We start from the raw sequence: 21,501 nt of genomic DNA on the forward strand, positions 1-21,501 counted from the left end.
CCCTGAAGTGGAGACGACGACGATGCAGCTCAAGCGAACCCTCCTGGCCGCCGCCCTCATGACCGCGTGCGGCCTTTGCGCCGCCGTCACGCTGCGCGTCTCGAATCAGGGCGACGTGCAGTCGATGGACCCGCACTCGCTGAACGAGAGCCTGCAGCTCAGCTTCACCGGCAATGTCTACGAGTCGCTGATCGAACGCGACAAGAACATGGGCCTCGCGCCGGCGCTGGCGACCAAGTGGACGCAGACCAGCCCCACGGTGTGGCGCTTCGATTTGCGCCAGGGCGTCAAATTCCACGACGGCACCCCGTTCACGGCCGACGACGTGGTGTTCACGTTCAAGCGGGCGTCGGGGGAGGGCTCCGACATGAAGGGCTACACGAACCCGATCAAGGAGGTACGCAAGGCAGGCGAGTTCGCCGTCGACATCGAGACCAGCGCCCCGTACCCGATCCTCCCCGACACGCTCACGACGCTCGGGATGATGAGCAGGAAGTGGTGCGAGGAGAACAAGGCCGAGCGCCCGGTTGACCGGCGCAAGGGAATCGAGAACACCGCCAGCTTCAAGGCTAATGGCACTGGTCCCTATCGGCTGAAGGAACGCCAGCCGTCGGCGCGCACCGTGCTCGTGCGCAACTTCAATCACTGGGCCAAGCCCGAAAGCAACATCGACGAGGTGATCTTCACCCCGATCGGCAACGACGCGACGCGCGTCGCCGCGCTGCTGTCGGGCGAGACCGACGTCATGGAGCCGGTGCCGCTGCAGGACGTCGATCGCATTAAGGCGTCGGGCAACATCACCGTGCTGCAGGGGCCCGAGCTGCGCACCATCTTCCTCGGCATGGACCAGCGCCGCGACGAGCTGCAGTTCAGCAACGTCAAGGGCAAGAACCCGTTCAAAGACGTGCGCGTGCGGCGCGCCTTCTATCAGGCGATCGACATCGAAACGATCAAGACGCGCGTCATGCGTGGTGCGGCGACGCCGACCGCGCTGATGGTCGGCGCGGCGGTGCGCGGCTTTCAGCCCGACATGAACAAGCGGCTGCCGTACGACCCGGACGCCGCCAAGAAGCTGCTCACCGAGGCCGGCTATCCGAACGGCTTCGAGGTCGGCATGAACTGCCCGAACGACCGCTACGTCAACGACTCGGCGATCTGTCAGGCCGTCGCAGCCAACCTCGCGCGCATCGGCGTGAAGGTGAACCTGCAGGCCGAGACCAAGGTCAGCTACTTCCCGAAGATCCTGCGCCGCGACACCAGCTTCTACCTGCTCGGCTGGACCCCGAGCACGGTCGACTCGCATGACACGTTGTCGTCGATCATGGCGACGCCGAACGACGCCGGTCGCGGCCAGTTCAATCTCGGCTGGTACAGCAACCCGAAGTTCGACGATCTGGTCACGCGCATCCAGTCAGAGACCGACCAGAAGCGCCGCAACGAGTACATCCGGGAAGCGTTCAAGATCCACCAGGACGATGTCGGGCACATCCCGCTGCACCAGCAGGCGCTGGCGTGGGCGCACAGCAACCGGGTCAGCCTGGTCCAGCTGCCGAACAACTACATGTACTTCAAGTGGATGACGCTCAAGGCTCGCTGACGCTGTCGCGCGCGCCCGCCGTCGAAGGCGGCGCTGCGGGTGCGGCCGGCGGCGATCGTGACATCGACCTGCTCGCGCCGATCGACTCGCCGGCATCCGGCACCGTCGAGCCACTGACCGGCACCCGTGCGGCCGGCCGCCTGGCGCGCTTCCTGGACGGTGACGTCTGGTACTCGTTCCGGCGCTCTCCGGTCGCGCTCGGCTCCGCGCTGGTGGCGACGCTCTGCATCGTCTGCGCGGTGTTCGCCGGCGTCGTCGCGCCGCACAACCCGCAGGACCTCGCGACGCTCGAGCTCGCCGACTCGATGCTGCCGCCGGCGTGGCTCGAGGGCGGCTCGCCGAAGTACCTGCTCGGCACCGACGAGCAGGGCCGCGACGTGCTGTCGGCGCTGATCTACGGCGCGCGCATTTCGCTGTTCGTCGGCGGCGCCTCGGTGCTGCTGTCGATGCTGATCGGCGTCAGCCTCGGCCTTGTCTCGGGCTACCTCGGCGGCCGTATCGACGCGCTGATCATGCGCGTGTGCGACGTGATGCTGTCGTTTCCGTCGATCCTGATCGCACTGCTTATCGCGGGGGTCGGGCGCGCGCTGTTCCCGAACGCGACCGACCTGCTCGCGTTCGGGGTGCTGGTCGTCGCGATCGCGCTGCCCGGCTGGGTTCAGTACGCGCGTGCGGTGCGCGGCTCGACCATGATCGAGCGCAACAAGGAATACGTGCAGGCGGCGCGCGTCATCGGCGTATCGCCGCTTCGCATCATGAGGAAGCACGTGCTGCCGAACGTGATGGGACCGGTGTTCGTGCTGTCGACGATCCAGGTCGCGACCGCCATCCTCTCCGAGGCGACGCTGTCGTTCCTCGGCGTCGGCGTCTCGCCGACGTCGCCGTCGCTCGGCACCTTCATCAACGAAGGCAACAAGCAGCTGTTCAGCGGCGCCTGGTGGCTGGTGATCTTTCCCGGCGCGATGCTGGTCATGATCGCGCTCAGCATCAACCTGTTCGGCGACTGGTTGCGCGACGCGCTCAACCCGCGGCTGCGATGAGGTGCGCCATCGTCTGCCGCGGGTCTGCTGCCGCAAGCCGCGCCGGCGAACTGCACGTCGACTCGGTGATGGGTTCGGCCCCCCACGCCCCCGCGCACCCATGAGCGCCGCACCGCTCCTCGAAGTTCGCAACCTGCGGGTCGAGTTCCCGACGCGGCGCGGCACGCTGGTGGCGCTCGACGACATCTCGTTCGACATCGCGCCGGGCGAGATCCTCGGAGTCGTCGGCGAGTCGGGCGCCGGCAAGTCGCTCACGGGCGCCGCGATCATCGGCCTGCTCGACCCGCCGGGGCGCATCGCGGGAGGCGAGATCCGGCTCAGCGGGCAGCGCATCGACGACCTGCCGCCGCGCGCGATGCGCAAGGTGCGCGGACGTCAGATCGGCGCGATCTTCCAGGATCCGCTGACCTCGCTCGACCCGCTCTACACCGTCGGCGAGCAGCTCGTCGAGACGATCCGCACCCACCTCGACGTGAGTGCTGCCGAGGCGCGGGCGCGCGCGCTCAGGCTGCTGCAGGAGACCGGCATCCCGGCGGCCGAGGAACGCCTCGACCAGTACCCGCATCAGTTCTCGGGCGGCATGCGCCAGCGCGTCGTGATCGCGCTCGCGCTCGCCGGCGAGCCCAAGCTGATCGTTGCGGACGAGCCGACCACCGCGCTCGACGTGTCGATCCAGGCGCAGATCATCCAGCTGCTGCGGCGCCTCTGTCGCGACCACGGCGCTGCGGTCATGCTGATCACCCACGACATGGGCGTGATCGCCGAAACCTGCGACCGCGTGGCGGTGCTGTACGCCGGGCGGGTTGCCGAGATCGGCCCGGTGGCAGCGGTGATCCACGCGCCGGCCCATCCGTACACGGCGGGGCTCATGGGCGCCATCCCGGCCATCGATCAGGACCGCGAGCGCCTGCTGCAGATCGACGGCGCGATGCCGCGCCTCACGGCCATTCCGCCTGGCTGCGCGTTCAACCCGCGCTGCCCGCACGCCTTCGAGCGCTGCCGTCGGGAGCGCCCGGAGCTGTTCGCGGCCGGTGCGACGCGCGCGGCGTGCTGGCTGCACGCGCACGACGGGCGCATGGCCGCATGAGCGGCCGCGCATCCGTTCGCCACGGCTCAAACCGATGAGCGCGCCCGCGGGTTCGTCCGGCAGCGCCGCGTCGCCTGTTCGTGGCGCCCGCGCACCCGCCGACGCGGCCGGCGCCGCGCCATGGCGCATTCCCGCCGCTCCGGCGGCGCCGCTGGTCGAGGTCGACGATCTCGCCAAGACCTTCGAGGTGTCGGCGCCGTGGCTCAACCGCGTCATCGAGCGCAAGCCCCGCCAGTTCGTGCATGCCGTCGATGGCGTCAGCTTCACCATCGCGCGCGGCGACACGCTCGCGCTGGTCGGCGAGTCGGGCTGCGGCAAGAGCACGGTTGCACGCATGCTCGTCGGCCTCTACACGCCGACTCGCGGTACGGTTCGCTTCGCGGGGCTCGACATGGCCGACACCTGGCGTTCGCGCGACCTCACGCTCCGGCGCCGACTGCAGATGATCTTCCAGGACCCGTACGCCAGTCTCAACCCGCGCTGGAGCGTCGAGGACATCGTCGCGGAGCCGCTGCTCGAGCACGGCCTCGTGGGCAGCGCGGGCGCCAAGGCAGGGCGCGACGCCGTCAGGGCTCGGGTGGTGGAGCTGCTGGCGCAGGTCGGCCTCGCCGGTGCCGATCTCGAGAAGTTCCCGCACCAGTTCTCGGGCGGCCAGCGGCAGCGCATCTCGATCGCCCGCGCGCTGGCGACCGAGCCCGAGTTCCTGGTCTGCGACGAACCGACGTCGGCGCTCGACGTCTCCGTCCAGGCGCAGGTCCTCAACATCATGAAGGACCTGCAGCGGCGGCAGGGCCTGACCTACCTCTTCATCTCGCACAACCTGGCGGTGGTGCGCCACGTCAGCGACGCCGTGGGCGTGATGTACCTCGGCCGCATCGTCGAGCTCGCTCCCAAGGCCGAGCTGTTCGCGCGCCCGCGCCACCCCTACACGCGGATGCTGCTCGACGCGATCCCCGACGTGCGAATGAGCGGGCGTGCGCGCACGCCCGTGCGCGGCGAGGTGCCGAACCCGCTCAACCCGCCGGCCGGCTGCGCGTTCAACCCGCGCTGCCCGCACGCCAATGAGCGCTGCCGCGTCGAGCGCCCCCAGCTGATCGACGACGGCGGCGTGCGCGTCGCCTGTCACGCGGTGGAGGAGGGGCGGATCTGATTCGCCTGTGACACCGGCAGCGGTGACGCGAGGCTCCGGGTGATGGCGGCGGCACACGGCCGGCGCCGCAGCGCCTCAGCGCACCGGCAGCAGGTGCTCGCCGCGCATCTGGTCGGCAGTGGACTCGCGCTCGCGGATCAGCCAGACGTCGCTGCCGTCGACCATCACCTCGGCCGGCCGTCCGCGCGTGTTGTAGTTGCTCGCCGCCGCCATGCCGTAGGCGCCGGCGGACAGCACCGCGACGAAGTCGCCGGGCTGCACCGCGAGCTCGCGGTCGCGGCCGAGCCAGTCGCCCGACTCGCAGACGGGCCCGACGACATCGGCGCGGAACGCCGGCCTGGCGGCGTCCCGGGTGCATTCGACGATGCCCATCCAGGCGCCGTAAAGCGTCGGCCGGATCATGTCGTTCATCGCCGCGTCGACGATGCAGAAGTTCTTCTCGTCACCGGGCTTCAGGTAGAGCACCTCGCTCGCCAGCACGCCGGCGTTGCCGACCAGCGAGCGGCCGGGCTCGAGCACCAGCTTGCGCTGCCCGTGGCCCCGCGCGTCGAGGCGTCCGAGCACGCTCTTCATCAGCAGCTCGGCGCTCGGCGGCTCCTCGTTGGCGTAGGTGATCCCGAGGCCCCCGCCGATGTCGACGTGCTCGATCGCGATACCGTGCGACTCGATCGCCTCGACGAGGTCGAGCAGTCGGTCGACCGCATCGAGGTAGGGGTCCACCGCGGTGATCTGGGAACCGATGTGGCAGTCGATGCCGACCACGCGCAGCCCCGGCAGGGCGGCGGCGCGCCGGTACGTATCCACCGCATGGGCGTGCGCGATGCCGAACTTGTTGGCCTTGAGCCCGGTCGAGATGTAGGGGTGCGTCTGCGGGTCGACGTCGGGATTGATGCGCAGGCTGATGCGCGCGACCTTGCCGGCCGCCGCGGCGACCTCGGACAGCACGTCGAGCTCGGGGTCGCTCTCGACGTTGAACGACAGCACGCCGGCGTCGAGTGCGCGGCGCATCTCGCTGCGCGTCTTGCCGACCCCCGAGAACACGATGCGCGCCGGGTCGACGCCGACCGCGAGCACGCGCTCGAGCTCGCCGCCCGAGACGATGTCGAAACCGCAACCCGCTTCGGCGAACACCTGCAGGACGGCGAGGTTCGAGTTCGCCTTCATCGCGTAGCAGAGCAGGTGGTTGCGCCCGGCGAGGGCGCGCCGGTAGTCGGCGAGCGACGCGAGCATCGCGCGCCGCGAGTACACGTAGAGCGGGGTGCCGAAGCGGCGCGCCAGGTCGGCGACCACGCAGTCGTCGACGACGAGATCCGCGCCGCGGTAGCGGACGTGGGGATGACCGGGGAGCTTCATCGCGCCGCTGCCGGCGCCGACGCGGCACGGTCGGCCGGCGTCACGGGAATCAGCGGGCCCTTCTGGCCGCAGCCGGCAAGCATGGCCAGCGCGAGCGCCGCCGCCGGCACGGCGGCCCTGCGGCCACCCCCGCGAGGGCGCGGGGACGGGGTGCGCCCTACACTTGTCGGCTCTTGCAGCATCGTGCGGATTCTACTGACCATGCCTGGCGAACCAGCCGCAGCGACCCTTTCCGACAGCGAGTACCACGCCCGCAGCGACGCCGTGCTCGCTGCGGTGGAAGCGACGGTCGACCGCCTGCTCCAGGACGACGTGATCGACATCGACGCGCAGCGCACGGGCGGTCTCCTGGAGCTGCGTTTCCCGGATCGCAGCGCGATCGTGCTGAACACGCAGCCACCGCTGCACGAACTCTGGATGGCGGCGCGCTCCGGCGGCTACCACTACCGCTTCGACGGCACCCGCTGGGTCGATCGCGAAGGGCGCGAGTTCTTCGAGGCGCTCTCGGCGTGCGCCAGCGAGCAGGCGGGTACCGCCCTGCGTTTCGATCCGGTCGCTCAGGCGTAGAGCGCACGGGCCGGGATCGTTGCGCCTTCGGCGCCCGCGGACGCGTGAAGCGGGGGCAGACGCTGGCAAGCGGTCGCGACGGGTGGGAGCGGTCCGGGCCGCACTCGCGGCTGAGCCGCGACCCAGGCTGGGCTAGCGCCGGAACAGGTCGAGGATGCTCTTGCGCTCCTCGTCCTCGTTGGGCGGTGCCGCGGCCGGACGGTCTTCGAGGCCGATGCTGCTGATGCCGGTGCCGCGCGCGTACTCCTCGTAGTACCACTCGCCGCCCTGGTTCACCAGGCCTTCCGGAGGCACCGGTTCCTGAACCGGCACGCCACGCAGCGCGCTGGCCATGTAGTCGATCCAGATCGGCAGTGACAGACCGCCGCCGGTCTCGCGATCGCCGAGCTTGCGCGGGTTGTCATAGCCCATCCACACCACGGCGACGACGTCGTGCTGCCAGCCGGCGAACCAGGCGTCGAGCGAGTCGTTGGTGGTGCCGGTCTTGCCGTAGATGTCGGGCCGCTTGAGCGTGGCCTGCGCCTTGGCGGCGGTGCCGGCGCGCGTGACTTCCTGCAGCAGGCTCGTCATCACGAAGGCGTTGCGCGCCTCGATCACGCGCATCGACTCGTCGAGCTGCGGCGTGCGCGCTTCGCTCAGCACCTTGCCCTTCGAGTCGGTGATGCGGGTGATGAGTGCCGGGTTGACCCGGTAGCCACCGCTCGCGAACACCGAATACGCCGACGCCATCTGCAGCGGCGTCACGGAGCCTGCGCCGAGCGCCATCGTCAGGTAGGCCGGGTGCTTCTCGGGGTCGAAGCCGAAGCGCCCGACCCATTCCTGCGCGTACTGGGGTCCGATGGCCTTGAGGATGCGGATCGAGATCAGGTTCTTCGACTTGGCGAGACCCTTGCGCATCGTCATCGGGCCATCGAAGGTCCCGTCGTAGTTCTTCGGCGCCCAGGGCTGGCTGCCGGTGGTGCCCGAATCGAAGAAGAGCGGGGCGTCGTTGATCACCGTCGACGGCGTGAAGCCCTTCTCGAGCGCCGCCGAGTAGATGAACGGCTTGAAGCTCGAGCCCGGCTGACGCCACGCCTGCGTGACGTGGTTGAACTTGCTCTTCGAGAAGTCGAAGCCACCGACCATGGCGCGGATCGCGCCGGTGCGCGGGTCGAGCGCGACGAACGCGCCTTCGACCTCGGGCAGCTGGGTGATGCTCCAGTCGCCCTTGGCGCCGCGGATCACGCGGATCACTGCCCCGCGCCGGATCTGCGTCTGCGGATTGGCCTTGGGCGCGAGGCCCGAAGTCGCGGGCTTGAGTCCGTCGCCGACGATGTCGATGCTGTCGCCGCTCTGGAGCATCGCGACGACCTTCTTCGGCGAAGCCTCGAGAACCACCGCCGACTTCAGCTCGTCGTTGTCGGGGTAGTCCTGCAGCGCCTCGCCGACCCGGTTGTCGATCTCGGCGGGGTCGTTCGGCAGGTCGATGTAGTCCTCGGGACCGCGATACACCTGGCGCCGCTCGTAATCCATGATGCCCTTGCGGAGCGCCCGGTAGGCGAGCATCTGCTCGTTCGAGTTGAACGTCAGGTAGACGTTGAGGCCGCGCGTGTAGGCATCGGCGCCGTACTGCGAATAGACCATCTGGCGCGCGGTCTCGGCGACGTATTCGGCGTGCACCGCGATGCCGCGCGGGGCCCGGTACTTGATGGCCTGGCGCTTGGCCGCGTCGTGCTGCTCGGGCGTGATGAAGCCGTTCTCGAGCATGCGATCAATGATGTAGCGCTGGCGGATCGTCGCCCGCTCGGGGTTGACGATCGGGTTGTTGGCCGACGGCGCCTTGGGCAGCCCCGCGAGCATGGCCGCCTCGGCAATGGTGATGTCCTTGAGCGGCTTGCCGAAATAGATCTCGCTCGCCGATGCGAACCCGAACGCGCGCTGGCCGAGCGCGATGTGGTTCATGTAGACCTCGAGGATCTGGTCCTTGTTGAGCAGCGTCTCGATCTTCAGAGACAGCAGCATCTCGTAGATCTTGCGCGTGAAGGTCTTCTCAGTGGACAGGTAGAAGTTGCGCGCCACCTGCATGGTGATCGTCGACGCGCCCTGCGCCGTGCGCGACTCGGTGAAGTTCGCGAGGCCGGCACGGATGATCGACACGTAGTTGACGCCGCCGTGCTCGTAGAAGCGCGCATCCTCGGCCGCCAGCACCGCGTCCTTCATGACCTTTGGGATTTCGCCGATGGGAATGAAGTTGCGGCGCTCCTCGCCGTACTCCCCGAGCAGCACGCCATCGGCCGAGTAGATGCGCATCGGCAGCTTCGGCCGGTAGTCGGTAAGGCTGCTGATCTCCGGGAGGTTGGGGTAGGCGACCGCGAGCGCGATGCCCACCAGCAGGGCCACCGCCAAGGCGCCGGCGACCACCAGGCCGACGAACGACGACACGAAGCGCGCAGCGAAGCGGAGCACGCCGGCCCCGAACGAAGGCTGGGGCGCGCGCGGCGGGTTCGCCTCGCGGCGCGGGTTGTCAGGAGCGGTCATCGGGTCCGGGGGTGAGCCGAGGATTATAGAAAGCGGGGTCTTCCATACCAATTCAGGGGATGCTGGGAGGCCTCCGCGGGGCACGATTGCACGCTCGCCGGATGACGCGAACAAACAGTTTCCGACCGTTCGCGGCACGTGTGAGATTTGCAACGAGCGGGTGTGGCGCCCCGGGGAATTTGCTTTGGCTCACAAGGGCCTTGCTGCTACGATTCAAGTAAGTTATTAACAGTAGGCCGTGCTGGGTTCGCGGCTTATATAAGGGGTGTCGTGAGCTTTCTTGACACATTGCTGGGCCGCAAGCATCCGCCGATGATCGGGCTCGACATCAGCTCGTCGAGCGTCAAGCTGGTCGAACTCGGGCAGGCCGCCAACGGCGACTACGTTCTCGAGCGTTTCGGTTCCGAGAGCTTCGAGAAGGGCTGGATCGCCGACGGCCAGATCGAGAAGTTCGACGAGGTCGCCGAGGCGGTGCGCCGCGTCGTGAGCAAGAGCGGCACGCGCACCCGTCAGGTCGTGATGGCGATGCCGCAATCGGCCGTGATCACCAAGAAGATCATGCTGCCGGCCGGACTGCGCGAAGAGGAGCTCGAGCTCCAGGTCGAGTCCGAAGCCAACCAGTACATCCCGTTCTCGCTCGACGAGGTGAGCCTCGACTTCTGCGTGATCGGGCCGAGCCCCACGTCGGTGGGCGACGTCGAGGTACTGATCGCGGCGTCGCGCAAGGATCGCGTGCAGGACCGCCAGGGCCTGGCCGAGGCCGCGGGCCTCAGGCCCGCGGTGCTCGACATCGAGTCGCACGCGTCACGCCTCGCGATGAGCCGGGTCATCGCCGGGCTGCCGAACGAAGGCCGCGACGCGCTCGTCGCGCTGTTCGAGATCGGTGCCGACACGACCAGCCTCAAGGTGCTGCGCGACGACGAGATGCTGTACGACCGCGATCAGGCGTTCGGCGGCTCGCAGCTCACCCAGCTGATTTCGCGCCAGTACGGCTTCTCGTACGAGGAAGCCGAGCACAAGAAGCTCGCCTCCGACCTGCCCGACGACTACGAGACCTCGCTGCTGGTGCCGTTCGTCGACAGCCTGTCGCAGGAGATCGGCCGCGCGCTGCAGTACTTCTTCACGTCGACGCCGCACCACAAGGTGCACTACGTGATGCTCGCGGGCGGCACGGCCACGCTGCCGGGCCTGAAGGATCGGGTGACCGAGCTGACCGGTTTCGCGTCGATGGTGGTCAACCCTTTCGAGAACATGAAGCTCGGCTCAGCGGTCCGAGAGGCCAAGCTGCGGCGTGAAGCGTCGTCGTACCTCACCGCGTGCGGCCTGGCGATGCGGAGGTTCGTGCAGTGATCATGATCAACCTGCTCCCCCACCGGGAGGAGCGGCGCAGGCGCAGGCGCATCGCCTTCTTCGTGGGCCTCGGTGCGGCAGCGGTGTTCGGCCTCGGCATCGTCGGCGTCTGGTACCTCGTCGTCGAGCAGCTGATTTCGGGCCAGCAGGCGCGCAACCAGTTCATGCAGACCGAGATTGCCAAGCTCGACGTGCAGATCAAGGATATCGCGAGCCTGCGTGCCGAGATCGCCTCGCTGAAGGCACGCCAGAAGGCCGTCGAAGACCTGCAGACCGACCGCAACGTGCCGGTGCACATCCTCAATGAACTGGTGCGTCAGACGCCGGAAGGCGTCTATTTCACGTCGCTCAAGCAGGAAGGCCAGAACCTGCTCGTGGCGGGCATCGCGCAGACCCAGGAGCGCGTCTCCGAGTTCCTGCGCAACACCGCCTACAACTCCGAGTGGCTGGTGCGGCCCGAGCTGATCGAGAGCAAGGCGGCGACGCTGCAGACCGCGCAGCGCGAGCAGAAGCGCCTGTTCGACTTCTCGGTGCGCCTCACGGTCAAGCGCCCGCAGGACACCCCGGCGAGCGCACCGCAGCCGGTCGCCGCCGCGACCGCCCCGAAAGCCTGATCCATCATGGCGACCCAAGCTAAAGCGGTGCGCGTCGACGTCGGTTCGCTGGTCGAAGACGTCTCTTCGCAGTTCCGCAACCTCAACCCCAACGAGCCCGGGCAGTGGCCGATCCTGCCCAAGCTGCTCGCCTGGGCCGGCGTCACGCTGATCGTGGTCCTGCTCGGCTGGTTCCTGTTGCTGTCGGACGAGCACGACAGCCTCGAGGCCGAGCGCGCCAAGGAGCCGATCCTCAAGGCCGATTACCGCTCCAAGCTCGGCCAGGCCGTCAACCTCGGCGAACTGCGCAAGCAGAAGCTGCAGGTCGAGGAGTACGTGACCCAGCTCGAGAAGCAGCTCCCCGGCAAGGCCGAAATGGACGCACTGCTCTCCGACATCAACCAGGCCGGCCTCGGCCGTGGCCTGCAGTTCGAGCTGTTCCGGCCCGGTCAGGTCGCGGTGAAGGACTACTACGCCGAGCTGCCGATCGCGATCCGCGTGGTCGGCCGCTACCACGACATCGGCGCCTTCGCGGGCGACATCGCCAACCTCTCGCGCATCGTCACGTTGCACAACATGGTGATCGTGTCAAGCCGCGACACCGCGAACAGCCAGCTCTCGATGGAAGCGACCGCACGCACCTATCGCTACCTCGACGCCGCCGAGCTCGAGGAAGTGCGCCAGGCCGCCGCCAAGGCGAAGGCGAAGTCCGGAGCGAAGAAATGATGCGGATGAGCCCGCGCGCGCAGCGGCTGGTGCCGCTTGCGCTGATCGTCGCGTTGGTGGCCGGCTGCAGCGCCGACGTCGACGAGCTGCAGCAGTGGATGGAAGAGCAAAAGCGCGTCGTCAAGCCCAACGTCGAGCCGCTCTCCGCGCCCAAGAAGTTCAACCCGCAGGCGTACACCGCGCTCACCGCGGTCGAGCCTTTCAGCACGCAGAAGCTCACGGTCGCGCTCAAGCAGGAGGCGCGACAGCCGAACTCCCTGCTAGCCGCCGAGATCAACCGACGCAAGTCGCCGCTCGAGGCGTACCCGATCGACAGCATGTCGATGGTCGGCAGCGTCGTCCGGGGCGGTCGTCCGTACGCGCTGCTGCGCGTCGACAACCTGCTCTACCAGGTCCGGCCGGGCGACTACATCGGCCAGAACTACGGAAAGATCACCAAGATCTCCGAGACCGACATCGAGTATCGGGAGATCGTGCAGGACGCAGCCGGCGAATGGGTCGAACGCAACGCGGCGCTGCGCCTCGAAGAGAAAGCACGATGAAACAAAAGCTGGAGAAATCGATGGCCGTTTGGGGCTCGCGTGCGCTTGCGCTCGCACTGACGATCTGCGCCCCGGTGCTCGCCTTCGCGCAGAACGCGATCCAGTCGGTCACCGCCACGCAGCAGGGCGACAGCGAAGTGGTTCGCGTCGAACTCGCGCAACCGCTCGGCGCATTGCCGACCGGCTTCGCGGTGCAGACGCCGCCGCGCATCGCGCTCGACCTCCCGGGCGTGAGCAACGCGCTGGGCAAGTCGGCGGTGGACGTGAACCAGGGCAACCTGCGCTCGGTGAGCGTGGCGCAGTCGGGCGAGCGCACCCGTCTCGTGCTGAACCTCAAGGCGCCGGCGAACTATCGCGCGCAGATCGACGGCAAGGCGCTGATCATCGTGCTCGACGGCGGCGCCGTCGCGCCGGCCATGGCGGCGGCGCCCGCGGCCAGCGCGCCGACGCGTTTCGCCGAGAGCATGAACGCGAACCAGCTGCCGATTCGCGACCTCGACTTCCGTCGCGGCTCCGACGGCGCCGGCCGCGTGATCGTCGAGCTGCCCAACAACCAGGTCGGCGTCGACATCCGCCAGCAGGGCCGCGGCCTGGTCGTCGAGTTCCTGCGCTCGAGCGTGCCCGACAGCCTGCGTCGCCGCCTCGACGTGACCGACTTCGGAACGCCCGTGCAGACGATCACCACCACGCAGAGCGGCGATCGGGTCCGCATGGTGGTCGAGCCGCGCGGCGCCTGGGAGCACAGCGCCTACCAGACCGACAATCAGTTCGTGCTCGAGGTGCGGGCGCAGAAGATCGACCCCAACAAGCTCGTGCAGGGCGCCGGCTATGCGGGCGAGAAGCTCTCGCTCAACTTCCAGAACATCGAGGTGCGCGCGCTCCTCCAGGTGATCGCCGATTTCACGAACTTCAACGTCGTCACCAGCGACACCGTGACCGGCAACGTCACGCTGCGCCTGAAGGACGTGCCCTGGGACCAGGCGCTCGACATCATCCTGCAGGCCAAGAACCTGGGCCTGCGCAAGTCGGGCAACGTGATTCTGATCGCCCCCAAGGACGAGCTCAACGCCAAGGAGAAGATCGAGCTCGAGGCCAAGCAGCAGATCGCGTCGCTCGAGCCGCTGCGCACCCAGGCGTTCCAGCTCAACTACGCCAAGGCCGAGGACATCGCCAAGGGTCTGACGGGGCAGCAGACCGGTACCGGCCAGAGCAGCGGCGGCACCGCCTCGCGCATCCTCTCGCCGCGCGGCAGCGTGGTTTCGGAAGCGCGCACCAACCAGCTCTTCGTGAGCGACATTCCCTCGAAGCTCGAGGAGATCCAGGCCCTCATCGCCAAGATCGACATCGCGGTGCGCCAGGTGCTGATCGAGTCGCGCATCGTGATCGCCGACGACACCTTCGGCCGCTCGCTCGGCGTGCGCCTCGGCGCGCAGGACCTGCGTGGCGTGCGCGGCGGCGTGCCGGGCTACGGCGTCGGCGGCGACACCCGGGTCGCGATCGGCGGCAACCTCAACGCGGTCGGCTCGCAGACGCTGCAGAGCTCGGGCAGCACAAGCACCGACTTCAACGACACCAACTTCTTCAACCTGCCTGCGTCGACCCAGTTCGGCGACCCGGCGACGTTCGCGCTCTCGCTGTTCGGCGCTTCGGCCAACCGCTTCCTCAACCTCGAGATCTCGGCGCTCGAAGCCGACGGCAAGGGCAAGGTCGTGTCGAGCCCGCGCGTCGTCACCGCCGACCAGCAGAAGGCACTCATCGAGCAGGGCGAGGAACTGCCGTACCAGGTCGCGACCTCGAGCGGCGCCACCTCGCTGCAGTTCCGCAAGGCCAACCTCAAGCTCGAGGTGACGCCGCAAATCACCCCCGAGGGCAACGTGATCCTCGACGTCGACGTCACCAAGGACAGCGTCGGCCGCTCGACGTCGGCCGGCTTCGCGATCAACACCAAGCACGTGAAGACGCAGGTGCTGGTCGAGAACGGCGGCACCGTCGTCATCGGCGGCATCTTCGAGCAGAACGAGCGCGAGGACGTCAGCAAGGTGCCGCTCCTGGGCGATATCCCCGTCGTCGGCAACCTGTTCAAGTCGCGCACGAGCCAATCGAGCAAGTCCGAACTGCTGATCTTCCTGACGCCCAAGGTCGTGAGCGACCGCACGGCGGCGCGTTGATCCGAACCCATCGATAGCGAGAACACCATTCCATGAAGAGTTCGAAGTGGATGCTGCTGGCGGCAGCGACCTCGTTCCTGGCAGCCTGCGGCGGCGGGGGAGGCAATGCAGGCAGTTCGCCGTTCAACCCTGATAGCGGCGGCGGCAGTGCCGCGTGTCCGCCGGCATCGGCCAGCGGCGCGGGCGGCTCCACGTGCGGCACCGCGACCGCCGCGGCGCTCAACCTGCAGCTCAGCTCGTCGAGCATCAACAACGGCGGAGCGGCCACCGTCACCGCGACCGCGACCGCGACCACCGCATCGGGTCAGACGCTGAGCGGCATCCCGATCACGTTCTCGGTCGACAAGGGCGCCTCGTTCACGCAGAGCAGCCCGACCACCGGCGCCAACGGCCAGGTCACCGCGGTCATCGGCATCGGCTCCGACGCGTCGAACCGCATCGTCACGGTCACCGCCCAGAGCGGCAGCCTGAGCGCACAGAAGGCGTTCGCGGTCACCGGCGCGACGCTTACCGGAACGCGGGTGCCCGCCATCGTGGCGCCCTCGAGCACGGGCAACAGGGTCGAGTTCCGGCTGGTCGACGCCAACGGCCGCGCCATCTCGAACGTGCCCATCACCGTTACCGGCGGCACGGCCGGCAACGCGACCGGCACCACCGGCAACAACGGCGACTACGTCTACACCTACACCGCTCCCGCGGCCACCGGTTCGCTCGAGATCACGGGCACGGCGGGTGGCGTGACCAACACGCAGGTCGTCAGCGTGCAGTCGAGCGCGAGCACGGTGCCCGACGCCGCCGGCCCGATCCTCTCGGCCTCGGTTTCGGCGAACCCGAGCGTCGTCACGACCAACACCGCGACCACCAACAACCGCACCGAGATCCGCGCGCTGTTCATCGGCACGAACAACGCGCCGATCCGCAACGTGCGGGTGCGTTTCGACCTCAACGGAGATCCGGCGTCAATCGGCGGCACCTTCTCGACCGGCACCAGCCTGGTCTACTCGGATGCGGGCGGCATCGCGACCACCGCGTACGCGCCGGGTTCGCGCTCGAGCCCGACCAATGGTGTGACCATTCGAGCGTGCTACGACGTGGTGGACTTCCCGGCCGGCCAGTGCCCCAACTGGACGACCGCGACGATCACGGTCGCGTCGGATCCGCTGTCGGTGACGATCGGCACCAACGCAACGATCCTCACGGGCGCGACCAACCTCACCTACAAGCGGCAGTTCGCGGTGCTGGTGGTCGACGCCTCGGGCCGCGCCAAGGGCAACGTCGACATCGTCCCGTCGATCGACATCGACCGTTTCTACAAGGGCTTCTACACGCGCAGCACGCGCTGGGATCAGACCGCGCTCGAGTGCATGAGCGAGGACGTGAACCGCAACGGCGTGCTCGAGACCGGCGAAGACCGCAACGGCAACGGCTCGCTCGAGCCGCGCAAGTCCGACGTTGCCGTCACCATCCTCGGCAACGGCAAGACCGACGACGCGGGCCTCGCGACCGTGCAGATCGAATACCCGCAGAACGTCGCGTCGTGGGCGCGCGTGAGGATCCTGGTCGCCGCGACGGGCATCAGCGGCACCGAAGGACGCGCCACCTGGACCGAGATCCTGCCGGTGCCGGCCGACGCCGTCACCGGAACGCCGCCCCCGGCGTTCGTGCAGAGCCCGTACGGCGTGGTCGTGACCCCGCCCGAGACGGCCTGCGCCAACCCGAACTGAGGCCAGCCGCCAGCGTGCTGATCAGCCTCGTCGGCTTGCCGGGTGTCGGCAAGTCGACCATCGGCCGCCGCCTTGCCGCGCGCCTCGATCTCGCGTTCGCCGACAGCGACGCGCTGATCGAGGCGCGTATCCACGAGCCGATCCGGAATTTTTTCGAGCGCGAGGGCGAGGCGCGCTTCCGCGACCTCGAGGAAAGCGTGATTGCGGAGCTCTGCGCGGGCAGCGACGCGGTCATCGCCACGGGCGGCGGTGCCGTGGTGCGGCCCGCCAACCGCGCCGTCCTGCGCGAGCGCACGGTCGCGGTGTACCTCCACGCGCCACCCGACCCGCTGTTCGAGCGCCTGCGCCGCGACACCAAGCGGCCGCTGCTGCAGGTGGCCGACCCGCTCGGCCGGCTGCGCGAGCTGAGCCGAACGCGCGACCCCCTCTACCGCGAGGTCGCCGAGCTCACCCTCGACGTGGCGCAGCGGCCGGTCCGCACGGCGGTCGATGCGATCATTGCGCACCTCGGGCCGCGTCCGCCACGCGCGAGCTGACCGCTGCCGGCAGCGCGTCCGCCGAGCTCTCCAGCACTGCGAAACACCCCCATGACGACCCTCCTGGCCACGATCGACGTCGAGCTCGGCGCGCGCACCTATCCGATCCTCGTCGGCTCCGGCCTCATCGGCGATGTGTCGAGCGTGGCGGACCTGCCGAAGGCCGATGCCTGCGCGATCGTGACCAACGACACCGTCGCCCCCCTCTACGCCGAGCGTCTGTCGCGAACGCTCGCCGGGCGCTACGCGCACGTGCACCAGGTCGTGCTGCCCGACGGCGAGGCCCACAAGGACTGGCAGACGCTGCAGCGCGTGTTCGATGCGCTGGTGGCCGAGCATTGCGACCGTCGCACGACCATCTTCGCGCTCGGCGGCGGCGTCGTCGGCGACATGGCGGGTTTCGCGGCGGCGTGCTACATGCGCGGCGTGCCGTACGTGCAGGTCCCGACCACGCTGCTCGCGCAGGTCGATTCGTCAGTGGGCGGCAAGACGGCGATCAACCACCCGCACGGCAAGAACATGATCGGCACGTTCAACCAGCCCCATCGGGTGATCGCCGACCTCGACACGCTCGACTCGCTGCCCCGGCGCGAGCTGATCGCCGGGCTCGCCGAGGTCATCAAGTACGGCGTCATGGCCGACGACGCCTTCCTCGACTGGATCGAGGCCAATCTGCCGGCGCTGCTCGCGCGCGACAAGCCGGCGCTCGCGCATGCCATCGATCGTTCGTGCCGGATCAAGGCGGCGCTGGTCGCGGCCGACGAGCGCGAGGACGGCGTGCGCGCGATGCTGAACCTCGGCCACACCTTCGGGCATGCGATCGAGGCCGGGCTCGGCTACGGCACCTGGCTGCACGGCGAGGCGGTCGGCTGCGGCATGGTGATGGCCGCCGACCTGGCGCGCCGGCTCGAGCTGATCGACGAGCGCCAGGCCGCGCGCATCGAACGAGTGGTCGCGGCCGCGGGGCTGCCGACGGTGGCGCCCGATCTCGGCTTCGAACGCTGGATCGACCTGATGCGCGGCGACAAGAAGGCGCTCGCCGGCGAGATGCGTTTCGTGCTGCCGTGCGGCCCGGGCGAGGCGATGCTGCGCAGCGTCGCACCGGCCGTCGTCGCGCCCACGCTCGAGCGTTGCAGCAGCGCGGCAGTCGCCGTCTGACAAGCGTGACATCGGTCCGCCTCTACCACGGGGGCCGACCGTCTGGCTCACCAGCCGTCCCGTTCGTCGGCGTGCGTTGCGACGCCTCCGACCCGGTTTCTACACTCGCCAGCCTTCAAGAGGTCGATATGCGCCGTGCCCGAGGTTTTACGCTGATCGAAGTGATGATCGTCGTGGCGATCGTCGCCATCCTGGCGGCCATCGCGCTGCCCTCGTATACCGATTACGTGCGGCGCAGCAAGATCAGCGACGCGGTCGGCGCGCTCGCCGGCATGCGCGTGAAGATGGAGCAGTTCTTCCAGGACAACCGCACCTACGCGGGCGCCTGCACGGCCGGCACGGTCGCTCCGCCGCTGACCAACACCGCCAATTTCCAGTTCGACTGCGGCACTCCCGACGCCTCGACCTACACGATCACCGCCACCGGCATCGGCTCGATGGCGGGCTTCCAGTACACGCTCAACCAGGCGAACCAGCGCGTCACCGTCGCCGTGCCGGGCGGCTGGAGCGGCGCCGGCGCGACCTGCTGGGTGCTGCGCAAGGAAGGCTCGTGCTGAAGACGGCGCCGCTGCGCGGCTTCACCTTGGTCGAGCTGCTGGTCGGCATCTCGCTGATCGGGATCCTGCTCGCGCTCGGTGCGCCGTCGCTGGCGACCTACCTGCAGAACTCGAAGGTCGCCAATGCCGCGTCGACGTTCTACAGCGGCGTGCAGCTCGCGCGCACCGAGGCGATCCGCCGCAACGCGCCGGCGCATTTCGTGATGAGCGACACCGTTCCCACCAGCGACGCCGCGGCGAGTTCCGCAGCGCCCAGCATCACCGGCCGGCACTGGTTCGTGCGCGCGGCGTCGGGCGCCGACTTCGAGCTGATCGAGGCGAAGTCGGGCAACGAGGGCGGTGGCAGCGGCACGAACCCGGCGGTCCAGGTGTCGGGCGGCGTGATCGGCGCGGGCAGCTTCGATGGCGTGATCGCGTTCAACGGCTTCGGTGCGACGGTCGACGGCACCGGCTACGTCATCAGCATCGCCAATCCGAACGGCGGCGCGTGCGCCCCGTCGGGCCCGATCCGCTGCCGCGAGATCCGCGTGCTGCCCGGCGGGCAGATCATGGCCTGCGACCCGGCGGCGAGCGCGGTACCCGGAGACACCCGTGGCTGCTGAGCGTCGCCTGAATCGCCGCGCCGAGGGCGGCTTCTTCCTCATCGAGGCGCTGGTCGCGATCCTCATCTTCGCGCTCGGCATCCTCGGCCTCGTCGCGATGGGCGGCACCGCCGTCAGCGCACAGTCGGACGCGCAATACCGCACCGAGGCAAGCGCCTATGCCGATGCGATCGCGAGCCGGATCGCGCTGAGTGTCGATCGCAGTTCGGATGCCGCGCTCGCGGCGTCGCTGCCGCGGTTCGCGCATCGTGCGACCGGGGCGCCGGCCGATTGCGCCTTCACCGGCGACGACACCGAAGAGGCCGCCTTGCTCGACGTCATCAACCGTGCGGCGAGTGCGGGCGGCGGGTTGCCCGGCGCCGACGCCACCTTCCAGCAGGTCGCCGTCGACACCGCGCAGCGCAACCGGGTCTCGATCACCGTGTGCTGGCGCACGGCGAACGACAGCGCGCCACGCCGCCACACGCTGGTGACCTACGTCAACTGAGCCGACGATGCGCACCTCCTCACACCTCGGCTGCGCGGGCCAGCGCGGCCTCTCGCTGATCGAGATCATGGTCGGCGTCGCGATCGGCCTCGTCGGCGTCGTCGCGATCTTCCAGACCGTCGCGCTCTGGACCCAGCACTCGCAGACCACCACGTCGGGCGGCGATGCGCAGATCGCCGGGACGCTGGCGATCTACAACCTGGAGACCGACCTGCGTCACGGCGGGCTGGGCTTCGCCACGGCACCTCCCACGGTGATGGGGTGCAACGTCACCGCCACCGATGCGCGCGGCGCGTTCGCGTTCCGGCTGCGTCCGATCCAGATCAACGTGGGCGCCGGCGGCGGTCCCGACACCATCGACGTGCTGCACGGCAACTCGTCGTTCTTCGTGACCGAGCAGACCTTCTCGGCGTCGACGGCCAACAGCAAGGCGCTCAGGCGCCGCAACGGCTTTCGCGCGGGCGACCTTGCCGTGGTCGCCGGCAATGCCACCGCAGTGCCGGGTTCGGCCGACTGCCGGCTCATCGAGATCACGAACGTGAGCGCGCCGGACGGAGTGACCGTCGCCCATGCCACCGGTGCCTACACGAGCGCGTACGCCGCGAGCGGCGCGGCCAGTGCCACGGCACGTTTCAACACGCCGGGGTCCGTGACGTTCACCGGCGGCACGATCTACAACCTCGGCCCGCAACCGGTGCGCAACACCTGGTCGATCCGAGACAGCCGGGCGCTGATCCGCACCGAGTTGATCGCCGACGCGGGCGGGGCCGAGGTCGCCGACGGCGTGGTCAACCTCAAGGCCGAGTACGGCATCGACAACACGGCCACGCCCGACGGTGTGGTCGACGTCTGGCAGGCGGCGGCGCCCGCCGACTGGACGCGCGTGATGGCGGTGCGCATCGCGGTGCTGGTGCGCAGCCGGCAGTTCGAATATCGCGCCGGCACGAACGCACCGACGCCGACCGCACCCACGTGGGCCGGCGGCACCTTCCTGATGAAGGACGTCGACGGCGGCAGCGGCGCCGCGGCCGACAGCCCCAACAACTGGCGCAACTACCGCTACCGCGTCTACGAGCGGATCGTGCCGCTTCGCAACATGCTCTGGGGAGGCCTCTCGTGAGCGGCATCCGTCACGTGCGTCGCACGAGGGCGACGCGTGCGGCGCAGCAGGGCGTCGTGCTCTGGGTGGCGCTGATCGTTCTGGTGGTGATGACGCTTGCCGGCGTGGCGTTGCTGCGCAAGATGGGCGCAGGGGTGTCGATCGCCGGCAACGTGGCGTTCAAGGAAAGCGCGACCGCCGCCGCGGACCGCGGCGTCGAGGAGGCGCGGGCCTGGTTCATCGACCACTCCGACATCCTCGCCAGCGATCACCCGGCCGACGGCTACTACTCGAGCTGGGGCGCCAGCACCGACCCGACGGACCCGGCGACGTTCAGGTGGGAGGCGGGGCGCTCGGCCGAGGTCAGCGCGGACGCCGGGGCGACCGGGAACACGGTCCGCTACATCATCCACCGGCTCTGCGAGACGCCGAACATGCCGGTCAACCATCCCTCGCAGCGCTGCTCCGACACGACGGAGAACAACACCGGTGCGTCCAAGGGTGGTGGTTCGTACGGCTCGACGCCGTTCACGCCCCCAGCCAGACCCTTCTTCCGCGTCACCACACGCGTGGCCGGACCGCGCAACACGGTCAGCTTCACCCAGGTGGTGATGAACTGAACCGGCGATCGCCTCGAGACCACAAGAC

General features: G+C 69.0%; 21 protein-coding genes. 18 read left to right on the forward strand and 3 right to left on the reverse strand.

Translation table 11 applies throughout. The features are described 5' to 3' along the window. Positions 1–22: 22 nt before the first annotated feature. The 4 genes from HQN59_RS07610 to HQN59_RS07625 all read left to right on the forward strand — a co-directional run bounded on the left by HQN59_RS07610 (position 23) and on the right by HQN59_RS07625 (position 4,874). On the forward strand, positions 23–1,597 hold the full coding sequence (locus HQN59_RS07610; RefSeq protein WP_176067768.1) for an ABC transporter substrate-binding protein: 1,575 nt from the start codon (positions 23–25) through the stop codon (positions 1,595–1,597). A 113-nt stretch (positions 1,598–1,710) separates the two neighbouring features. Beyond that, positions 1,711–2,637, forward strand: a complete 927-nt coding sequence (locus HQN59_RS07615; protein WP_176068433.1) for an ABC transporter permease — start codon at positions 1,711–1,713, stop codon at positions 2,635–2,637. A gap of 100 nt (positions 2,638–2,737) precedes the next feature. Next, positions 2,738–3,724, forward strand: coding sequence for an ABC transporter ATP-binding protein (locus HQN59_RS07620; RefSeq protein WP_176067770.1), 987 nt, complete (start codon positions 2,738–2,740; stop codon positions 3,722–3,724). Positions 3,725–3,758: 34 nt separating this feature from the next. After that, the gene (locus tag HQN59_RS07625; RefSeq protein ID WP_176067779.1) at positions 3,759–4,874 is read left to right on the forward strand and encodes an ABC transporter ATP-binding protein; all 1,116 of its coding nucleotides are present in this window, start codon (positions 3,759–3,761) and stop codon (positions 4,872–4,874) included. Positions 4,875–4,949: 75 nt separating this feature from the next. Here the strand turns inward: HQN59_RS07625 and lysA are convergent, their stop codons facing one another. Together lysA and lptM are read right to left on the reverse strand one after the other, a co-directional pair. Beyond that, complete coding sequence (gene lysA, locus HQN59_RS07630; protein WP_176067781.1) at positions 4,950–6,227, reverse strand: diaminopimelate decarboxylase; 1,278 nt, start codon at positions 6,225–6,227, stop codon at positions 4,950–4,952. Further along, complete coding sequence (gene lptM / locus HQN59_RS27005; RefSeq protein ID WP_425342694.1) at positions 6,224–6,430, reverse strand: LPS translocon maturation chaperone LptM; 207 nt, start codon at positions 6,428–6,430, stop codon at positions 6,224–6,226. The genes lysA and lptM overlap by 4 nt, the downstream gene beginning before the upstream one ends. Between lptM and cyaY the strand changes: the two genes are divergently transcribed. Further along, positions 6,429–6,794: an iron donor protein CyaY gene (gene cyaY / locus HQN59_RS07640; protein WP_176067784.1), complete on the forward strand. Its 366-nt coding sequence runs from the start codon at positions 6,429–6,431 to the stop codon at positions 6,792–6,794. The genes lptM and cyaY overlap by 2 nt on opposite strands. A 132-nt stretch (positions 6,795–6,926) precedes the next feature. On the opposite strand, the gene HQN59_RS07645 is transcribed toward cyaY, so the two are convergent. Further along, positions 6,927–9,311: a penicillin-binding protein 1A gene (locus HQN59_RS07645; RefSeq protein ID WP_176067786.1), complete on the reverse strand. Its 2,385-nt coding sequence runs from the start codon at positions 9,309–9,311 to the stop codon at positions 6,927–6,929. 312 nt (positions 9,312–9,623) lie between these two features. On the opposite strand from HQN59_RS07645, the gene HQN59_RS07650 reads away from it, so the two are divergent. The 13 genes from HQN59_RS07650 (at position 9,624) to HQN59_RS07710 (ending at position 21,473) form a co-directional block, all read left to right on the forward strand. After that, positions 9,624–10,661, forward strand: coding sequence for a pilus assembly protein PilM (locus HQN59_RS07650; RefSeq protein ID WP_176068435.1), 1,038 nt, complete (start codon positions 9,624–9,626; stop codon positions 10,659–10,661). Next, a complete protein-coding gene (locus HQN59_RS07655) occupies positions 10,658–11,275 on the forward strand; it encodes a PilN domain-containing protein (RefSeq protein ID WP_176067788.1) in 618 nt (205 codons plus the stop codon). Before HQN59_RS07650 ends, HQN59_RS07655 begins: the two co-directional genes overlap by 4 nt. 6 nt (positions 11,276–11,281) lie before the next feature. Then, positions 11,282–11,980, forward strand: coding sequence for a type IV pilus inner membrane component PilO (locus tag HQN59_RS07660; RefSeq protein ID WP_176067790.1), 699 nt, complete (start codon positions 11,282–11,284; stop codon positions 11,978–11,980). Between the two features lie 5 nt (positions 11,981–11,985). Then, on the forward strand, positions 11,986–12,522 hold the full coding sequence (locus HQN59_RS07665; protein WP_425342695.1) for a pilus assembly protein PilP: 537 nt from the start codon (positions 11,986–11,988) through the stop codon (positions 12,520–12,522). Then, positions 12,519–14,690, forward strand: coding sequence for a type IV pilus secretin PilQ (locus tag HQN59_RS07670; RefSeq protein WP_176067792.1), 2,172 nt, complete (start codon positions 12,519–12,521; stop codon positions 14,688–14,690). The genes HQN59_RS07665 and HQN59_RS07670 overlap by 4 nt, the downstream gene beginning before the upstream one ends. Positions 14,691–14,722: 32 nt before the next feature. Continuing rightward, positions 14,723–16,414, forward strand: coding sequence for a hypothetical protein (locus HQN59_RS07675; RefSeq protein ID WP_176067794.1), 1,692 nt, complete (start codon positions 14,723–14,725; stop codon positions 16,412–16,414). Positions 16,415–16,428: 14 nt separating this feature from the next. Continuing rightward, positions 16,429–16,950 (forward strand): shikimate kinase, encoded by a 522-nt coding sequence (locus tag HQN59_RS07680; RefSeq protein ID WP_176067796.1) that lies wholly within the window; start codon positions 16,429–16,431, stop codon positions 16,948–16,950. A gap of 51 nt (positions 16,951–17,001) precedes the next feature. Next, positions 17,002–18,108 (forward strand): 3-dehydroquinate synthase, encoded by a 1,107-nt coding sequence (aroB, locus tag HQN59_RS07685; RefSeq protein WP_176067797.1) that lies wholly within the window; start codon positions 17,002–17,004, stop codon positions 18,106–18,108. A gap of 128 nt (positions 18,109–18,236) precedes the next feature. Further along, complete coding sequence (locus HQN59_RS07690; protein WP_176067799.1) at positions 18,237–18,665, forward strand: type IV pilin protein; 429 nt, start codon at positions 18,237–18,239, stop codon at positions 18,663–18,665. Then, positions 18,659–19,267 carry a prepilin-type N-terminal cleavage/methylation domain-containing protein gene (locus HQN59_RS07695; protein WP_176067801.1) on the forward strand — a complete coding sequence of 203 codons (609 nt, stop codon included), beginning with the start codon at positions 18,659–18,661 and terminating at the stop codon, positions 19,265–19,267. Before HQN59_RS07690 ends, HQN59_RS07695 begins: the two co-directional genes overlap by 7 nt. Next, the gene (gene pilV, locus HQN59_RS07700; RefSeq protein WP_176067803.1) at positions 19,257–19,754 is read left to right on the forward strand and encodes a type IV pilus modification protein PilV; all 498 of its coding nucleotides are present in this window, start codon (positions 19,257–19,259) and stop codon (positions 19,752–19,754) included. The genes HQN59_RS07695 and pilV overlap by 11 nt, the downstream gene beginning before the upstream one ends. Before the next feature lie 7 nt (positions 19,755–19,761). Further along, positions 19,762–20,874, forward strand: coding sequence for a PilW family protein (locus HQN59_RS07705; RefSeq protein WP_176067805.1), 1,113 nt, complete (start codon positions 19,762–19,764; stop codon positions 20,872–20,874). Next, on the forward strand, positions 20,871–21,473 hold the full coding sequence (locus HQN59_RS07710; RefSeq protein WP_176067807.1) for a pilus assembly PilX family protein: 603 nt from the start codon (positions 20,871–20,873) through the stop codon (positions 21,471–21,473). The genes HQN59_RS07705 and HQN59_RS07710 overlap by 4 nt, the downstream gene beginning before the upstream one ends. Positions 21,474–21,501: the final 28 nt, after the last annotated feature.

This window comes from Rhizobacter koreensis (genome assembly GCF_013366375.1).
Lineage (GTDB): Bacteria > Pseudomonadota > Gammaproteobacteria > Burkholderiales > Burkholderiaceae_C > Schlegelella_A > Schlegelella_A koreensis.